At 59.0% G+C, this 18,527-nt stretch carries 10 protein-coding genes; 2 read left to right on the forward strand and 8 right to left on the reverse strand.

The window, feature by feature from the left end:
- Window positions 1-159: 159 nt before the first annotated feature.
- The gene (locus WKI47_RS16980) at window positions 160-5,385 is read left to right on the forward strand and encodes an S-layer homology domain-containing protein (protein ID WP_340228350.1); all 5,226 of its coding nucleotides are present in this window, start codon (window positions 160-162) and stop codon (window positions 5,383-5,385) included.
- Between the two features lie 103 nt (window positions 5,386-5,488).
- On the opposite strand, the gene WKI47_RS16985 is transcribed toward WKI47_RS16980, so the two are convergent.
- The 8 genes from WKI47_RS16985 to WKI47_RS17020 all read right to left on the reverse strand — a co-directional run bounded on the left by WKI47_RS16985 (window position 5,489) and on the right by WKI47_RS17020 (window position 16,655).
- A complete protein-coding gene (locus tag WKI47_RS16985; protein ID WP_340228351.1) occupies window positions 5,489-5,674 on the reverse strand; it encodes a hypothetical protein in 186 nt (61 codons plus the stop codon).
- A 294-nt stretch (window positions 5,675-5,968) separates the two neighbouring features.
- Window positions 5,969-7,762 carry a glycoside hydrolase family 2 protein gene (locus WKI47_RS16990; RefSeq protein ID WP_340228352.1) on the reverse strand — a complete coding sequence of 598 codons (1,794 nt, stop codon included), beginning with the start codon at window positions 7,760-7,762 and terminating at the stop codon, window positions 5,969-5,971.
- An 88-nt stretch (window positions 7,763-7,850) separates the two neighbouring features.
- Window positions 7,851-8,663: a carbohydrate ABC transporter permease gene (locus WKI47_RS16995; protein ID WP_340228353.1), complete on the reverse strand. Its 813-nt coding sequence runs from the start codon at window positions 8,661-8,663 to the stop codon at window positions 7,851-7,853.
- Window positions 8,664-8,693: 30 nt separating this feature from the next.
- Window positions 8,694-9,629: a sugar ABC transporter permease gene (locus tag WKI47_RS17000; protein WP_340228354.1), complete on the reverse strand. Its 936-nt coding sequence runs from the start codon at window positions 9,627-9,629 to the stop codon at window positions 8,694-8,696.
- 190 nt (window positions 9,630-9,819) lie between these two features.
- Window positions 9,820-11,142 carry an ABC transporter substrate-binding protein gene (locus WKI47_RS17005; RefSeq protein ID WP_340228355.1) on the reverse strand — a complete coding sequence of 441 codons (1,323 nt, stop codon included), beginning with the start codon at window positions 11,140-11,142 and terminating at the stop codon, window positions 9,820-9,822.
- A gap of 757 nt (window positions 11,143-11,899) precedes the next feature.
- Window positions 11,900-13,522 carry a response regulator gene (locus WKI47_RS17010; RefSeq protein WP_340228356.1) on the reverse strand — a complete coding sequence of 541 codons (1,623 nt, stop codon included), beginning with the start codon at window positions 13,520-13,522 and terminating at the stop codon, window positions 11,900-11,902.
- The gene (locus WKI47_RS17015) at window positions 13,515-15,329 is read right to left on the reverse strand and encodes a sensor histidine kinase (protein ID WP_340228357.1); all 1,815 of its coding nucleotides are present in this window, start codon (window positions 15,327-15,329) and stop codon (window positions 13,515-13,517) included. The genes WKI47_RS17010 and WKI47_RS17015 overlap by 8 nt, the downstream gene beginning before the upstream one ends.
- Before the next feature lie 3 nt (window positions 15,330-15,332).
- The gene (locus WKI47_RS17020) at window positions 15,333-16,655 is read right to left on the reverse strand and encodes an extracellular solute-binding protein (protein WP_340228358.1); all 1,323 of its coding nucleotides are present in this window, start codon (window positions 16,653-16,655) and stop codon (window positions 15,333-15,335) included.
- Between the two features lie 294 nt (window positions 16,656-16,949).
- On the opposite strand from WKI47_RS17020, the gene WKI47_RS17025 reads away from it, so the two are divergent.
- The gene (locus WKI47_RS17025; protein ID WP_340228359.1) at window positions 16,950-18,362 is read left to right on the forward strand and encodes a family 43 glycosylhydrolase; all 1,413 of its coding nucleotides are present in this window, start codon (window positions 16,950-16,952) and stop codon (window positions 18,360-18,362) included.
- Window positions 18,363-18,527: the final 165 nt, after the last annotated feature.

The following is an 18,527-nucleotide window of genomic DNA, read 5'->3' on the forward strand; positions in this document are numbered from 1 at the left end:
CATACGCGTTTGCGGACAGGGAGGTTGCGGGCGGGCTTGCCGATCGGAAATTTTGTTTAGAATTTGTTCAGAGAAGGATTGTATAATGGAGAAACTTTTGACGGACAAACGCCGGTTCGCCAAAAGACAAAACGATAACAAGGGGACGCGACACCTAAGATGAACAAATCAGGATCGAAATTCAAAAAAATGGGGCTGACGCTCGCCTGGCTATCGACGTTGGGGGCGTTGTGGCTGGGGTCGGCCCATCCGGCCCATGCGGAAGGAAGCCGGGATCTGGTCGAAAGCGGCAAAGGCGAGCGGCCGTTCACCGAATGGGCGCCTGGAACTTACCTGGCGGGGATCGAACGGATCACGTCGCTGCAAACGTACGTCAAAGTGGGAGAAACGATGTATCTCGGCTCCAGCGTACCCACGTCTTACAACGGCGAAGATATCGTCGTCACCAAACCGGACGGCAGCAAAGTCGTGCGGGACGTGATTGCAGGCGGGGCGGGACTGATCGATACCGTCGCCAAAGAAAAATCGGGTCCCTATTCGTCTTCCAATACGGGCGGATACACGCCGCTGACCGTCGCGGCCGACCAGACGGGATGGTGGACGATCCAGTTTCACGGTCCGGGTTCCGGCGGCAATCCCGGAGCCCTTGCCGTTTCTTCGAACGATTTTTACAATTCGGACAAGCAGCAAAACATTAACAAACAGCAAGGCACGGTAGCCGCTTGGGATATCACCGTCAAAAACGCAGACGGCGAGATCAAAGACGGACGAACGTACACGAACTACTTATCGCTTAATATGGGCGGAGGCGGCAAATACGCCTATTCGAAATTATACGTGCTGACCAAAGACGGTTATCAGTACGAAACGGACCTGAACGGCATCGACCCGTTCGGCTTCGGCTTTTTCTCCAATAACCGCGGTTTTTTGGACGGATCGAACGCGACGCTGTATCGGTCGGTCAATCTGAACGGCAGCAACTTCCTTCCGCTGGGCGGCGTGACGGTGCAAAATCCGACGAAGCCGGACACGGCGACGGATCAGACGCATCGAATCTTTTTCAACCGGCCGAGCGCGGATCTTCCGGCAGACGTTCCGACCGAACCGCTTTCGCTGGCCCAGCTCGAAAAAGACAGCCTGAAATTCGTCGGCACGTCGAGCGCGACGACCTCTCCGGGCGTCGGCGGCACATTCTCGTTCAAAGCCGACAAACCGGGCAGCTACCAGCTCGTGATCGACACCGATCTTGACGGCACGTACGATGCGGCGGTCGACCGCGTGCTCGAAAACACCTTCGTCGCGGGCGAAAACGAAGTCAAGTGGGACGGCAAAGACCGCGCGGGGGCCGTGCTGGCCGAAGGACATTATCCGGCAAAACTGACGGTCAAAGGCGGGGAATACCATTTCCCGATGCTGGATATCGAAAGCGCGCCGAACGGGATCAAGATCAAAGCGCTGAACCAACCGTCCGAGCCGGCGTTGCCGAACGGCGTGACTCCCGGCACGATTTATTGGAACGACAGCAATTATAAAACGGCCAACGGAACGAATATTTCGCTCGATCCCACCGGCACGCAGATCGCCTCCAAGCCGCGCGACGCCTCTTCCGGCATCGACAGTTCGGCGGGCGCGCGAGGATTCGACAAAGACTACGGCAACAACAAAGGCATCGATACCTGGACGTATTTCCCGGGGCCTTCCTACACGACGGTCTTGAACGTAAAACCCGAAGTGTCGGGCACGGTGTTCAAAGATAACGACGGCAACGGCCAACAAGACGCCGGGGAACCGTTTTACGAAAAAATCATGCTCACGATTACCAACGGCGGCGGCATGGAATACAAAGTATGGACCGATGCCGCAGGACGGTTTTCGTTCCCTTCCGGTTCGGGCAAAGTCACGCTTCGACTGGATCGCGCTTCGTCTTACGACGTCACGACAAGCAACGCCGTGCAAACGGTCACGGTCGCAAGCAATGCGTCGCAAACCTTCGCCGCGATCGGACTGAAAAGCAAAACGACGGCGGCGCCTTACATCATCGGCTTGTCTGCCGCAAGCGATTCGGGTTCTTCTTCGGCGGACGGTATCACGAACGTCTCGACTCCCCAATTGAAGGGAACCGCGGAGCCGGACAGCCAGGTTACGGTCTACGATAGCGACGGAACTACCGTGCTGGCGACCGCGACCGCCGACGATCTGGGAAACTGGGTGGCAACAACGAGCCCTCTTGCGAACGGCACGCATACGCTTACTGCCAAAGCTCAGGCTCCCGTGAAAGAAATCAGCCCTGCTTCAAGCGGCTATTCGATCGTGATCGATACCATCCCCCCGGCATCCATAGCCGTTTCGAATCCGCAGGACGGTTCCGTGATCGATTTCGATTCGCAACCGATCGCGTTCGAAGGGACAGCGGAAGCGGGAAGCCAGATTCGGTTTTCCGCCGACAACGGCATCACGTATTCGCCGATTGATCAGGCGGGCCAAAGCGGGTCGTGGAAGTACGCATTTCCTTCGAAGCTGGAGCCGGGAACATATCGTTTCAGCTTCGCGGCTCAAGATACCGCGGGCAACCGGAGCGCCGTCAGGTCGGTATCGGTTACCGTCAAAGCCGCTCCCGCCTACGGCGAACTCGGCGTGAACGGCCTTGATTCCGTGACGATTCCGGAAGCGAACGAGCCGGAAGCGACGACCGTGTATCAAGCCGTCTACGGCGAGACCGAATCGCCGGTAACCGATCCGGTCTCGTGGAGCCTCGAACCGACAGCCCCGCAGGGCGTGACGATCGACCCTTCCACGGGCGAGCTTCGCGTGTCGCCTTCCGCCCCGGAAGGCTCCGTGACCGTCAAAGCGGCGCTAAGCAGCGATCCGACCGTTGCCGGCAGCCGTACGGTCACACTGAAAAAAGCGCCGATTCCCGTCGTATTGGGTTCCGTGACGGGCACGGTCTACAGCCACACCGGAGGAACCGTTGCGGGCGTCACGGTTTGGGCCGGCACGCCCGGCAACGAGCAGGCGTTCAGCGCGCTTTCCGACGCAAACGGTCAGTATCGGTTGGATGCTCTTCCGACAGGAAATTACGTGATTTCCGCGCGCTCGCCTCAACGCGTGCTGGATAGCGGCGAAGTCACGGTCCGTGCCGAATCCGAGCGGCTTGACCTGCATCTGGCCGAAGTCGCCAAGATCGTGCTGTCGGCCGATCCCGACCGCTTGATCGGCGACGGGCAATCGACCGCCGAACTCAAAGCGAGCGTCGTCGACGCGCTGACGGGCAAACCGATCGAAGGCGTGCGGGCGACCCTGTCCGCCGATTCCGGCAAGCTGAGCGCCGAGAAAATCGCGACGGATGCGGACGGCAATGCCCAAGCGACGTATACGGCTCCGAAAATCGACAGCGACCGGGCGGTGCAAGAAACCGTGACGCTGATCGTGCGCGAACCGAAATCCGGCATTTACGCGGAAAAACGGTTGACGATCTCGCTTCTGCCTCCGTCGATCAACGGCATCGTGACGAGCGGCGGCAAAGCGATCGCGGGCGCGCTGGTCAAAATCGCCGAAGACCTGGACGGTGACGGAATCGTCGATTTCACGGCCGAAGTCCGCACGGCGGCCGACGGCACGTACCATATCCCGGTTCCGCGCGGCAATAGAGCCTACACGCTGCACGTGGAGGCGCCGATCGAGATCGGCGGCGCGATCCGCACCGTCAAAATGCAGCAGCGCAGCGAAGTCGGCGCGTTGAACCAGCCGGGCGAAGAAGTGGCGGCGATCCGCCAGATCAGCGGCCAGTTGTTCGTGCAAAAAGACGAAAACGTCAGCTCGCCGTTCGAGCATTTCGTCCGTAACGGAAGTGTCAGCGGAACGCTGCTCGACTCTTCCGGCCAGACGCTGTCTTCGGAAGTGAAGATCGACGCCGAAGGCGGTTATCAGGTCGACGACGTGCAGCCGGGCACGTACCGGCTGCTATTCAAGTTCGAAGGCCCGTCCGGCGAAAAACTGGCAGGCGTGTTCAAAGACGTGACTGTCGACCAGGAAGGCCAATTGACGATCGAGCCGGTCTTGATCGACCCGTACGGCATCGTGACGGATTCGGCGACCGGGAAAGCCGTCGAAGGCGTCGATATGCGCCTATACTGGGCCGATACCGCGCTCAACCGTTCGCAAGGACGCACGCCGGACACGGAAGTACCGTTGCCGGAACTGGCGGATTTCGCGCCCAACCGTAACCGCAACCCGCAGCTTACCGTCGCCGACGGCAGCTATGCCTGGATGGTGTACGCGAACGGCGATTACTATATCAAAGCCGTCAAATCCGGCTATGAGACGTACGACAGCCGAATCGAGAAGCGCAACCGCGCCGTCGTTCCCGGCGAAGACAGCTGGATCGATAACGGCATCATCCATGTCGGCAGCGCGATCGTGGAATACGATCTGAGCATGAACGCGGTCGCGTCGGTACCTACGCCGGCTCCGGCCCCTCCGGTTGCCGCCGCTCCGGTTCAGACGCCCGTGACGACGGCAGTCGTTCCCGCGGTTCCGTCCGAACCGTCCGTCGCCAACGTGGCGATCGGCGGATACAAACTGACGTGGAAGCCTTCGACCGGAGCGTCGTCGTACCGCGTCTATATCGACGGCCGCCTCGCCGCTTCCGACGTCAAACTGACCGAATACTGGCTTGGCGGATTGCAAGCCGGAAACGGCTATCGCCTTCAGGTCTCGGCCGTATCTTCGGCGGGAGAATCGGCGCTCAGCGCGGAGATTCTGTGGACGGCGCCGGAGCAAGGCGCGCATATCCATTACATCTTCGGCTATCCGGACGGCACGTTCCGTCCGGAACGCTCCATCTCCCGCGCCGAGATGGCCGCCATCATGACGCGGATCATGATCGGCAACGAAGTGCCCCAGGCGGCAAGCGGCCGCTACGCCGACGTGCAGGTCTCCCACTGGGCGGCCGGATATGTAGGCAAAGCGGCCGACCTCGGCGTCATGAACGGCACGCCGAGCGGCATGTTCCAGCCGGAACGCGCGATCACGCGCGGCGAACTGGCCGTCATTATGGCCCGGTTCCGCAACCTGGAACCGATTGCCGGAGCGAACTTCTCCGACACGGCAGGCCATTGGGCCGACGGCTATATCCGCGCCGCCGCCGAAGCCGGCCTGCTCAAAGGCTACACGAACGGCACGTTCCGTCCGGACGAGCCGATCGCCCGCGCGGAGCTTGTCACGGCGGTCAACCGCATGTTGGGCCGCGGGCCTCTGCTCGGCGAACTGAACGTCCGTTGGCCGGACGCTCCCGCAAGCTACTGGGCGTTCCGAGATATCATGGAAGCTTCCGTCGATCACGACTACGTTCGCGAGAACGGCGGCGAATACTGGACCGAACATTAAAGTTCGTCCGTCGCTTTAACGAAAAAGACTGTTCCGAACGCCGCTTGACGGCGTTGGAGCAGTCTCTTTTTTTATATGCGGATCTATTGTCTCAACCGATAACTTAATGATATTGAACCATCTTGATCCGGGCTTCTTCCTGATAGGTGATCGGGCTTGGGACTTGCGGCGTGTGCAGATGGCGTTCCACCGAAAATTCCAGTTTGCGGTAATCGTCGTCGCCGAGAGCCTTGTCCGGTTGACGCATGCCGGTGACCCAGTTTTTGAACTCTTTTAGTGCTGTTGCCATGTCTTCCATCCTCCTTGGATGATGTAACTCAGTCCGATTTGCGATAATTGGTTACGCTTACATTATATCGGGTTCTCACGGCACTGAATAGAGTGTCCGCCTTGAAAAAACACCTTTTCGCCGTGAACATTGTGTGTCATTGCGTTTTCGTTTCTACAAAGCGGATCGGAGTCTTTTCAATAAGGACATTTCTACAATTTGATCTATTTCGCTTCTGAAAAAGTCTGCCACACTCTTCACGTCACGAATCGAGGTCTTTGAAAAACGCGAATAATTCCCCGCTTTCCTGCTCGATCAGCTTTCTCCCCTTACTGCTTTCCGAATTTCCTCCAACGGCACCTTCGGCACCCGATCGTAGGTCACGAGGCCGTTGATCTCTTGTTCGACGTCGGTCAATTGCGTGTAGCAAAAGCCTTGCACGATACCGGACACGGTCAGCGGTCGGATCACGGCACCGAGGCGGGCCAGGAAGTCTTCGTCGTTGTCCGCGCCGGAATAGCCCCAGCCCTCCTGCTCGCTTTTCCGGTAGGCGATGCCGCCGAACTCGGTGACGAGGATCGGCTGACCTTCGTACGCCCCTTCCCCGACAAAAATGCGCCGGTTGGCCGGCATCGCGTTCGTCGCTTTTTCCGCGGATGAATAACGTTCGGCCAGAACCTCTTCCCGCCATTCGTAATCATGGATCGCGACGATATCGGTCTTCACCATTTCCCAACCGTCATTGTAGATAACCGGTCTAGTATCGTCGAGCGAACGCGTCAAATGATACAGAGTCAGGCCGTGCTCCTGCTGGCGGCGGTCGATCTGCACGTTCGGAATGCCCCAGCTTTCGTTCATCGGCACCCAGGCCACGATGCACGGATGGTTGTAATCGCGGTCTACGGCTTCCTGCCATTCATGCGTGAACTTGCGGACATACTCTTCCGAATACGCGTAGGCATTGGCCGCTTCGCCCCAAACGAGCAGTCCTATCCGGTCGCACCAATATAGGAAACGCGGATCTTCCATCTTCTGATGCTTGCGCACGCCGTCGAAGCCCATGTCTTTGGTCAACCGGATATCGCGCACGAAGTCTTCGTCCGACGGAGCGGTCAGAACCCCTTCCGGGAAGTAGCCCTGATCCAGCACCAGTCGCATGTAGGTCGGACGGTTGTTCAGGCTCAGCCGCCCATTTTCGATCGAAACCTTGCGCATGCCGAAATAACTGCTCACCGTATCCACGGTCCGACCGCCCCAGGTCAGTTCCAGCTCGGCGTCGTACAGATTCGGATGCTCCGGCGTCCACCAGCGTCCCAGGCCATGATCGTTGAAGTCGTTCAGTCCGATCGCGCGCGTTTCTTCGGCATGCAGCACGGGGAAACGGTCTTCGGCGATCAAGGTTCCGTCAAAAGAAATCCGCAGCGCCGCCGTGACCGTTTCTCCGCCTGCGGCCGCTTCGTATGCCCCGCGCGAGAAAAACGTCCGCACGCGTACCTCCCCGCGGTCGATATCGGGCGTAAATTTCACTTTTTCCACATGCACACTCTTCACCGGCTCCAGCCATACGGTCTGCCAGATTCCTGTCGTCCGCGTATAAAAGATGCTTTCCGAGCCTTCTTTCCAGAACTGCTTGCCGCGCGGAAGCGTCACATCGCGGCTGAAGTCTTCGGCGCGAATGATCAGGGTATTGCCGCCTTCCGCGTTCAACAGATCGGTGATATCCGCGTGAAAAGGAGTATGGCCGCCTTCGTGCGATGCTGCCCATCGGCCGTTGACCCAGACGGTGGACACATAATCGCACGCGCCGATATGTAGCAGGATGCGTCGATCGGACCACTCTTCCGGCACGTCGAAGCGGCGGCGATACCAGACCCGATCATGGAAGCCCGGATCGCCGATACCGCTGAGCTGACTTTGAAAAGCGAACGGAACGGTAATGCGCCGATCGAACGCTCCTTCTCCGCCTTCGAACCAGCGCTCGCGGTCTCCCCGGCGCGCGTCGTCGAAAACAAAATCCCACTCGCCGTTCAGGTTCAGCCAATCGGCGCGTTGAAACTGCGGACGCGGATACTCGGGGCGGGGCACATTGCGTTCATTTGAAAAGGTCATAAGTCCTCCTTGGATGCGATCGACGGCGGATGCTTCCTGCGATCGTTCGACAGGAGCATCCGGCGCGTCGTCTTTTTGATAGGATTTGCTACATTTCTTTGCCGCCCGTGAACGCGATGCCTTTGATGATCTGCTTTTGGAAAATCAGGAACACGATCAGCACCGGAATTGCGGCGAGCGCGTTGGCGGTCATCGGCAGGGCGTATTCCTGGTTATACGAACTTTGGAACATCGGCAGGCCGAGCGTGATCGTCATATAAGCTTTGTCCGAGATCGAGATCAGCGGCCAGACGTAGTCGTTCCACGAACCGATAAACGTGAAGATACCGAGCGCGGCCAGCGCCGGACGAGACAGAGGCAGGAAGATGCGGTACCAAATTTTGAAAAAGCCCGCTCCGTCGATCCGCGCCGCTTCTTCCAGGTCTTTGGGCAGCCCGTCGAAAAATTGCTTGAGGATAAAAATGCCCATCGGCCCCGCGATCGCGGGCAGGATCAACGAGACTCTGGTGCCGAGCAGATCGACGTCGCGCATCAGCAGATAAAGCGGAATCAGCGTCGCTTCGCCGGGAATCATCATCGCCGATAAGAACAGGACGAACAGCACTTTGCTGCCGGGAAACCGGATACGGGAAAAGGAATACGCCGCCATCGACGCGAGCAGCAGCACCAGCGCCGTCGTGACAGCCGAGACGACCAGACTGTTGCCCATCCAGCCGAAAATCGGCGCGCGGCTCAGTACGGTCTTGTAGTTGTCAAACGACACGTTGAACCCTCCGGCGAACAAGCTGCCGCCTTCCGGCGTCAGCGAGAGCGACAGCATCCAGAAGACCGGCGTCAGGAACAGGAGCGCGAATAAGGCGGCCGCAATGCGAACGACGTACGGATACAGGCGATCAAGCATGGAAACACCCTCCTTGGATAAAGGTTACGATCACTCGCCGAATCTGCGCAGCAGCAGCGTTTGCAGCAGCGAGATTACCAGAATGACCAGCATCAGCACGAACGCGATCGCCGACGCATAGCCCATCTGGAACGTCTGAAAGCCGTTTTCGTAGATCGAGAACACGACCGTTTTGGTCGCGCCCGCCGGGCCTCCGCCCGTGATCAGCTTGGACTGGCCGAAAATTTTGAACGAAGCGATGGTCTGGAGCACGACGACCAGCACGGTCACGCGCGACAGCGACGGAAAAGTGATGTAGCGGAACGTCTGCCAACGGTTCGCGCCTTCCAGCCCGGCCGCTTCGTAAAACGATTCCGGAATATCCTGAAGCCCGGCGAGGAACAGCACGAACACGAAACCGATCGTCCACCATAGCGTCGCCATGATGATCGAAGCCCAGGCCAGCGTCGAGTCGGACAGCCAGAAGATTTCGCTGTCGATCAGTCCGATCCCGCGCAGCACTCGATTCAGCAGACCCGTGTACGGTTGAAGAAAGATCACCCAGATGCTGGAGATAACGGATACCGACAGCACGTAAGGCATGAAAAAGGAAATGCGCAGGAACGCTTGGCCTTTGCGGATACTATTGACCATGACCGCCAGCAAAAGCCCCGCGCCCGTGATCAGCGGCACGCTGACCGCCGTGAATAGCACCGTATTCAGCAGATTGGCATGGAACTCTTCGTCCTGCATAAGGTTGACGTAGTTTTGCAGGCCGATAAACGTTTTGTCGCCGAGCAGCGACCAATCGTAGAAGCTGACCCCGAAGCCGTACAGAATCGGAATCAGCGAGAACAGCAGGAAAAAGATCGTGTACGGCAGCACCATCAGCACGCCGGTCACCCAGCCTTGCCGACGCAGCGAGCTTCGCGGCGCGCGGGCGGGAGCCCCGGTTTTTTTGCGGCCTGCCAATGTTTGGGTAGCCATGATGTCGCCCCTTTCGAATACTTAAGATAAGAACAGGAGACCGTTGTCACGGGAAAGTATTCCGGATCGTCCGGACAAATGCTCCGGCTTCGATTGCCGCGCTCCGGAAACGTTGTTCGAAACTTCGAAACAAGGAAGGCGGTCCGCGGCGGGACCGCCTTTTCGCTTGCTTTTCGTCGTGATCCGCGGATTATTGGCCGATTGTTTTGTCGATCGCCGCATTCGACTTTTCGAGCGTTGTCTGCGCGTCCTGCTTGCCGGCCATCATCTTCTCGAATTCCTTAATGACGTTATCGTTGACCTGGCCCTGCTTTTCGTTGCGCGGCCAGTATTTGACGAAGTCCGCCGACGCCGCATAGTCGCTGCGGTAAGGCATGTCTTGGAACGCCTGCGATTCCAGCACTTTGGTCACGCTCGGGATATGCCCGGCTTTGGCCCACAGCTCGCCGTTGTCGGCCAGCCATTTGGCGAAGATGAGCGCGGCTTTTTGCTTGGCCGGATCTTCCGTGCCGTGCTTCGGCAGCGCCAACGTATGCGAATCGCCCCATGTTGCGGGTTGGTCGTAGATCTGCGGCATCGGCACGACGCCGAAGTCCAGTCCGTCGATGCCTTCGAAAGCGCCCGTGCTCCAGACCCCCGTAATCAGCACCGCCGCGCGTTTGTCCTGGAACAGCTTGACCGCATCGTTGATTTTCGGCGGAATCAGTCCCGACGTGTACAGGCTGTCGACGTACTCCAGCGTTTCCAGCGCCTGCGGGTTGTTCAGCGCGGCTTTGCCGCTGTCGTCGTAGAATTTGCCGCCGCCGGTCATCTGGTTATAGAAGCCCCAGAACATCCAATAGGAGTCGATCCGTACGTCCGGCTGGGCCAGCGGCGCCACATCGGCCGGAACCGCGTCTTTGATCTTGGTCAGGAATTCGGTGAAACCTTCCGGGGATGGGTCGTAAACGGGATTTCCGTCTCCGTCCAGCACGCCCGCTTTTTCCAGATGCTCTTTGTTGTAATACATCACGATCGCGTGCGTATCGAGCGGGACGGAATAATGCTTGTCGTCGTACACGGTCGATTCCAGGATCGTCGGATTGAACTCGCCCCAATCAAGCTGCGCTTCGGCGGCCAGATCGTCGAGCGGGGTCACGAAGCCGGAAGGAACGAACTGCGGCATGCGCGAAGAGTGCAGTACCATAAGATCCGGCGCCTGATCCGACGCGATTGCCGTTTGCAGCTTGGTATAATAATCGCCTGCCGGATTCGCCAGCTGTTCCACGTGAATCTCCGGGTTCTCCGCGTTGAACTTCTCGATCATCTGGGTCATGAACTCGCCATCGCCGCCGCTGAACGGCGTCCAGTACGAGATCGCCGTTTTGCCGGCCGGCGCTTCGCCGCCTCCTCCGGCGTCCGCGCTTCCGCTCGTGCCCGAACTTGTGCCGGGCCCTCCCGCCGCGCAGGCGCTCAGCAGCAGCATGAGCGTCAAAGCCCATGCGGCCGTTTGGAACAGATGTCTTTTTCTCATCGTAAAACCTCCCTTATGGATCTGCTTCGAACCGTCTTCCCAACGTCTTGCAAGTTGCTGCCGCCCCCGCACCGTTTGCTGATTGCGTTCAATGATCGCGCTTACAAATCAATCATAAGGCTGAATGCCCCGGGACTGAATGACGCTTCTTTAGGGGCAGTGGACATATGTTTGGGTTTCGGTACGTGGGGAGTCCGACAAGCGAAGGAGGGTTCGATCGGATTGAAGCATGCCGAGAGTTCTGTTCGAGCACCGATTTCTAACGGAACGAAGCGACGCTTAGACGTCGTTTGAGGAATCGCGGAATTTTTAACGGAACGAGGTGACGCTTAGAAGGAATTCGAGTAGGTTTTCAAGCGAAAAAGAAAGATTTCCGGGTTTTAAAGGATATGCGATCCGTTACAATCCAAAACATATCTGATCGGAGCGTGTAACGGATATGCAATCCGTTAGAGGGCCGGAGCATCGGATAAACCAGTAAGGTGGAGTGGGTTGCGATGGGTATGTTTCGTTATAATCGACAGCAGCGGACGGAAAAGGGAAAGCGGAAACGCAAAACTGGAAAAGGGCAACAGGCAGGCGCACTCGCCGGAATCGTACGTTAACGCGCTCTGCCGCTTCCCGCCGCTCCTTTTTGCAGCTTGTGCCGCCGGATTTTCCGCTTCGCCTGCCTGCCTTTTCGCTAATGACGCGGTCTATCCCTATGGCTCTTTGCGCGCGGTGCCGGGCTTACAGCCGGGTTGCCGCCGCATTCCGCTCACGGATTAGCCCGGTCCGGCCGCAGCGTCTCGCGGAATTCTTTGGGCGTGCGCCCCGTCTCCGCTTTGAACACGCGGTTGAAATGCCGGATATTCGAGAAGCCGGTCTCGTAGGCGATCGAAGCGATCTTGTCGTCCGTGTGCAGCAGGCGCTTCGACGCTTCGCGCACCCGAACGGCGGTCAGGATCTCGACGAAAGAGCGGCCGAGACGGGTTTTGAACAGGCTGCTCAAATACGAGGCGTTGAGGTACACCCGCTCGGCCATGCTGCCGAGCGTGATCGGCTCCGCGTAGTGCTCTTCGATATGCCGGACGATCTTGTCCACGGCGTGCATGCCGCCGCCTTCGTCGCCGCGGCGGATCAGCGCTTGCAGCGAGCGGAGCAGTCCTGCGCAGTAGGCGGCCAGCTCCGTGCGCGAGCTGATCGCGAGCGCGCCCTGAAGCACGCCGCCGATATCGCGGCCTTCCGGCCAATCGCCCTGCAAGCCGCGATCCACGGCCAAGCCGTATGCTTCAAGCAGCATGCGGCAGACCTGCTCGTGGATCACGCCGGGACTGACGGCGGAACCGCAAAGCTGCTCGATGCCTTCGCGAATCCGTTCGCCGAGATCGTCGTCGCCGCCTTCGAGCAGCGCTTGCTCCAGATAGCCGCGATGGGTCAGCGGCGTTTTGGCCGACGGCGTTTCTTGGCGCGGCGGATCTTCGTACAGCAGTACCCGGTTGCCGCCGGACGTCAGGCGATACAGCAATGCGATCTTCGCTTCGCCGTAGGATTTCGACGCTTCTTCGATGCCGTGCACGCCTCCGCCGATCCCGACGGTGATCGTCAGATTGCCTTCGCGGCGGATTTTCGCCGCGATATGCCGGGCAAGTCCCGCGATGTCTTCGCGCGACTCCGCCGAGACTTCGGCGTCAAGCAACGCCACGACGCTTTCGCCGCGACGGAACACGAAGCCCGCGCGGACGCCGGCCAGTGCTTCCTCGACGAATTGGCGAATATACAGCGAGAACAGCTCTGCTTCCTGCTGTTCGTAGCGGGTTGGCTCGACCGAATCTTTGTCCAGCTCGGCGACGAGGCAGTAGATGCCGCGCTCGAATTCGATACCGGCTCTCCGCATTTCCCCCGGCCGTGCATGCGGCAATTCACCGCGCACAAGTCCGTCCAGCAGCCGTTCGCGTTCTTCGGAAGAAGCGGAGACAGGCATTTGCGCGGGCAGACGTTTTTCGCGCTGCATGTCTTTTTGCAGCAATTCGCGCTCCACCTGATCCAGCACCCGGTACAGTTCTTCCTTGTCTACCGGCTTGAGCAGGTAATCCCGCGCGCCGTACCGCAGCGAGCTTTGCGCGTAACGGAAATCGCTATACCCGCTTAGCACGAAGCAACTCATATCCGGGTAACGCTCGCGGATCTGTTCCTGAAGCCCGATCCCGTCCAGACGCGGCATACGGATATCCGTGATGACCAGCTCCGGCTTCAGGCGTTCGATTTCCTCCAACGCTTCAAGGCCGTCTTTCGCTTCGCCGACGACTTCCCACTCTTTGCCCGACGTGCCAATCAAGTGGCGCAGTCCCCTGCGGAAAATCGCTTCGTCGTCGACGACCAATACCGTTCGTTTATCCAAGGCCCTCTCTCCCTTCTTCCGCTTGTTGTTGCGAGACGCGCGGCAGCACGATCTTGGCTCGAATGCCTCCGCTTGCCGAATGCTCCAGCCGAACGCCGAAGCCCGGTCCGTATTTGAGCGCCAGCCTGCGATGCACGTTGACCAATCCATGCCCGCCGGGTCCGTCCGGCAGCAGCCCTTCTTCCATCTTGGCGTTTTGCCGGCCTAAAGCCTCGCCGTCCATGCCCGGTCCGTTATCTTCGACCGCGATCGAGACCTGTCCGTTCTCCGCCGATATCGCGATCAGTATCTCCACGTTGCCGCTGCCGCGTTCCAGTCCGTGCACGATCGCGTTTTCCACCACGGGCTGAAGCGTCAGACGGATGATCGGCTGCTCCAGCAGCCCCGGCCGCGCTTCGATCTTGTAGCGCAGCCGTTCTTCGTAACGGATGCTCTGGATCGCCAGATAGCCGCGGATATGCCCGATCTCTTCGCGGATCGTCACTTCCGAACGGCCTCCGCCCATGCTGTAGCGCAGCAGGGCGCTCAGATGGTTGGTCATGCTGACCACTTCCCGGTTGCCTTCAAGTTCCGCGTACATGCTGATCGAACCGAGCGTATTGTACAAAAAGTGCGGGTTGATCTGGCTCTGTAGCGACGCGATCTCCGCGTTTTTCTCGCGGATCTCTGTCTCGTACAGCCGATACGTCAAGCTCCCGAGCCTTGAGACCATCAGGTTGAACGTGCGGCTGAGATGCCCGATCTCGTCTTCGCTTTCGACCGGGATCGAGAGTCCGAATTCGCCTTTTTCCACCCGCTTCATCGAACGCCGAAGCACGCTTAGCGGCCGGGTGATGCGCAGCGAATAGAGAACGGACACGAAGACCGAAGCGGCCAGGCAGGCCAGTCCGACCAGCAGCATCTGTCGGTTGACCGTCTCGGCGTCTTGGAGCAGCACCGTGAGCGGCACCGCTTGAAGCACCGTCCAGCCCGTGACCGGAGACGTTACGTAGGTCATCAGCAAGGCAGAGCGGCCGCTCCCCAACGTAACGGTGCCTTCCCCCCGATACGCGCCCAGATTGCCGGTAGCGTCGGGAAAATTCCCGTTTTGGTAGATCGGAATGCCTTTATGATCAAGCACGGCGACCGAACGCTCCCCGCTGCCCGACAGATTGGCTATCCGTTCGTTCAGATCATTCGCAGGCACGTCGATTTTTAAAATCGCGAGAGGGTCGCCGCTTTCCAGGCTGCGAATCACGCGCACGGCGGAGAATACCTCGTATGTCGAACCGTTATCCGACAGCACGGCATGCGGCCGGACGAACACGGCACGGCCGGAAGAAGCCTGCGATAAAAAGGCGCTCAGATCAGGGTCGTATCCTTCCGTAAACCGCCCCGGACTGTCCGGCGGCTCCATGTACGAACGCACCTTTTCCGCTTGAAGCGTGATTCCGATCGTGTCGACCCGGCCGTTCACGCGAATGCGGCGCATGAAATCCTCCAGCAACATCCGCTCTTCGTACAGCGTCGACTGTTCGGCATCCCGGCGTTCCAAATAATCGAGCAGCTCCGGCGTCTGATACGGCAGCGTCGTCAGCAGCGCCAGCTCATTCATATAGATGTCCAGATTGGCGCTGAATTCCCGTACGGCGTCCGCCTGGTACGTGCCGACATTGCGCTGCGTGGACTTCGAGTACCCGATCCCGCTCAGCAACGAGGACAACAGCAGAGGCACGGCGATCAGCACCAGATTGATCCAGATCAGCTTGAACGCAAGGCCCCGGTCTTTCCAGTATCGGTCTCTCCAATAAGCCGCTAACCTGCGCATAGGCTACTCCTCCAGAATCCGGTCGATTTTCGGCTCGATCCGCTTCAGCAGTCCGTCAACCGTTAGGCTGCCGGACCACAGCCGTTCCAGTTCGGCCACCAATTCGTCGTTGATCCGCCCCTGCTTGGGATGGTCCGGGAAGTAGGCGACGTCGTCGGCCGCGTTTACGTAGTCTGCGCGGCGGGGCAGCGCCAGAAACTCCGGCGAATTCGCCGCCGCTTCGTACGCCGGAATATGTCCCGCCTGCGCCCAGACGTCGCCATGGCGCGTCAGCCAATCCGCGAATTTGAGCGCGGCCTGCCTGTTTGCCGGATCGGCGTCCGCCCGGGCCGGCAGCGCCAGCGTATGCGCGTCGCCCCACGAAGCCGGATGATCGTAGATTTGCGGCAGAGGCATCACGCCGAAATCGAGATCGTCGGCCTGCTCGAACAAGCCGATCGACCAGACGCCCAGAAACAGCGTAGCCGCGCGTCCCCGGGCGAACTGGCTGGTCGCGTCGTTGATATCCGGCGGAATCAAGCCTGCCCGGTATAGCGAATCGACGTAATCGAGCGACCGTTTCGCCGCCCGTTCGTTCAGTTCGGCATGTGTGCCTGTTGCATCGTACAGCTTCCCGCCTCCGTCGATCTGGCTGTACAGCGACCACCACAGCCACAGCGAATCGATGCGGATGTTCGGCACGGCGAGCGGCGCGACGTCTGCGGGCACTTCGTCGCGAAGCTTTTTCAAAAAATCGGTAAAACCCTGTTCTCCCGGCGCGATCTTAACGACTCCATCCGTATACAACCCGGCCTGCTCCAGCCACTTTTTGTTGTAATACAGCACGCCGAAATGCGCATCCAGCGGCACGCCGTAATGCTTGCCGCCCACAACCGTTTTGCGCAGGATATTCGGATTGTAGCCGTCCCAGTCTATGCCCGCTTCCTTCGCTTCTTTTTCCCCAACGACCGATACGAACTCCGCTGGCACGTACTGCGCATACTTCGATACGTGCACGATCGCGATGTCCGGCGCTTCGCCCGTTACGATCGCCGTGGAGAGCTTCGCGTAATAATCGTCCAGCTTGTTGTTGTTCATGCGTACCATAATCCCGTCTTGATTCTCTTCATTGTATTTGGCTACGAGCGCGTTCATGAACGAACTGTCTCCCCCGCTGAAAGGTGTCCAGAACTCGATCGACGTCTTCTCTTTCGCGGCGAGAGGTCTTTGGTATCCGCTTTCATTTTTGCCCGTTAGCCAAAGCCCGAGCAGCAACACCCCGACGATCAGCACAGGCACCAGCCACAGCGGCGTCCTTTTCCCATACCAAAAATCCGAACGGCGCATCACTTTTCTCCTCCTTTTTTCCGGCCTACGCCCGCTTTTCTTCATTGTAAATCCAAATGCCGCGCAAGCGACGCTTTTCGACTTTTTCCCCAAAATACCGTCCATACCTAAAAATATGTCCATTCCTCGGCAAAAGAAAGCCTTTTTCAAAAAATAAGACAGGTCCCTCCAAAGATCCGTCCTGTTCAAGGGTTGTCGGCTGCGTTAAGTTGAAGACGTGCTTTCCCGTGCTATACCGAAGGAGATTTTTGTAAGCGCTTATCTATAAAAGAAACTTCGAGAGGAGACGGAGAAATGAACAGCAAAACGTGGATCAAAGGAGGACTTGCCCTGATGCTGCTCGGCACGACGCTCAGCGGCGGAAGTCTGGACACTGCACGAGCGTCTTCAGCGGGCAAAAACGACTTCTACAACGTCATCATGCAGGACGGCGCGGACCCGTTCATGTATCGGCACGCCGACGGCTATTACTACTACACCAAAACGACCGGAAACAACGTCACGCTGTGGAAATCGAAAACGCTCACCGGCATCGACGCAGGCGAAACGACCGTAATCGAAACAGGCGGGCAAAACGTCTGGGCACCCGAGCTGCATCATATCGACGGCGCCTGGTATATCTATTACGCAAAAGACGACGGCGACAACGCCAACCACCGGATGTACGTGATGGAGAACCGTTCGCTCGACCCGACAAAAGGCACCTGGACGGACAAAGGGCAGATTGCCGATTCCACGAACCGCTGGGCGATCGACGGCACCGTGCTGAAAACGCGCGGCGAGCTGTATTTGATCTGGTCGGGCTGGGAAGGCACGGAAAACGTGCGGCAGATTCTGTACATCGCGCATATGAGCAACCCGTGGACGATCGACTCGCCGAGAGTCGAGATCGCGCGGCCGGAACATACTTGGGAGACCAACCACACCCCGTTCGTCAACGAAGGCCCGCAGATTCTGACGAAGGGCAACGAGATCAGCGTCGTCTACTCCGCAAGCGGCAGCTGGACCGACGATTATTCGCTCGGCCTGCTGACGGCGAAAAAAAGCGGCAACCTGCTGGACCCGGCTGCGTGGACCAAACGACCGGACCAGGTGTTCAAAAGCGGCAACGGCGTCTACGGACCGGGCCACGCCAGCTTCACCAAATCGCCGGACGGACGCGAAGACTGGATCGTCTACCATGCGGCCAAACGGCAAGGCTCCGGCTGGGACCGCGAGGTGCGGGCGCAGCGCTTCACGTGGAACGACGACAAAACGCCGAATTTCGGCGCGCCGGTGAATCCGAACGCGCCGATCGAGCTGCCGGGCGGCGAGCCGGAGCGCGACCGGTACGAAGCGGAGGACGGACGGCTGGCCGGAACCGCGAAGGTGTCGCGGCATCCGGATAGCTCGGGCGGCGCGAAAGTCGGCTATATCGACACGCCGGACAGCTATGTGGAGATCGACGTGAACGTGCCCAAAAACGGGACGTACATCCTGTATGCGCGTACGGGAAACGGTACGGCAGGCGGCGTCTGGTCGACGCTGAAGCTGTCCGTGGACGGCGGAGCGCCAAGCGATTTTTACGTGACCAATCAGGGCTGGGACAACTGGGGAACTTCGACGCAAAAAATGAGCTTAAGCAAAGGCAAGCATACGATCCGTTTCTCCAAAGGGGACGGTTACGCGGAGATCGACGGGTTCGATTTGTTCCGGATCGGGAAGTGAGGCGGCGCGGATTTCGGAAGTCATTCCGGGGTTCGCTTTTTTGATGCGTCCATAGGCGTACGCGTTTTTTCGAAAGCCTGTCTCAGGCAAAACCGGAACTTTACTTTTGGGTAGCGGCTTGCGCCTGCGTGACGAACTTTGTTGCGCGCGCAGCGCCGATCAACG

The organism is Saccharibacillus sacchari (genome assembly GCF_037722395.1).
In the GTDB taxonomy this organism is placed as follows: Bacteria; Bacillota; Bacilli; order Paenibacillales; family Paenibacillaceae; genus Saccharibacillus; species Saccharibacillus sacchari_A.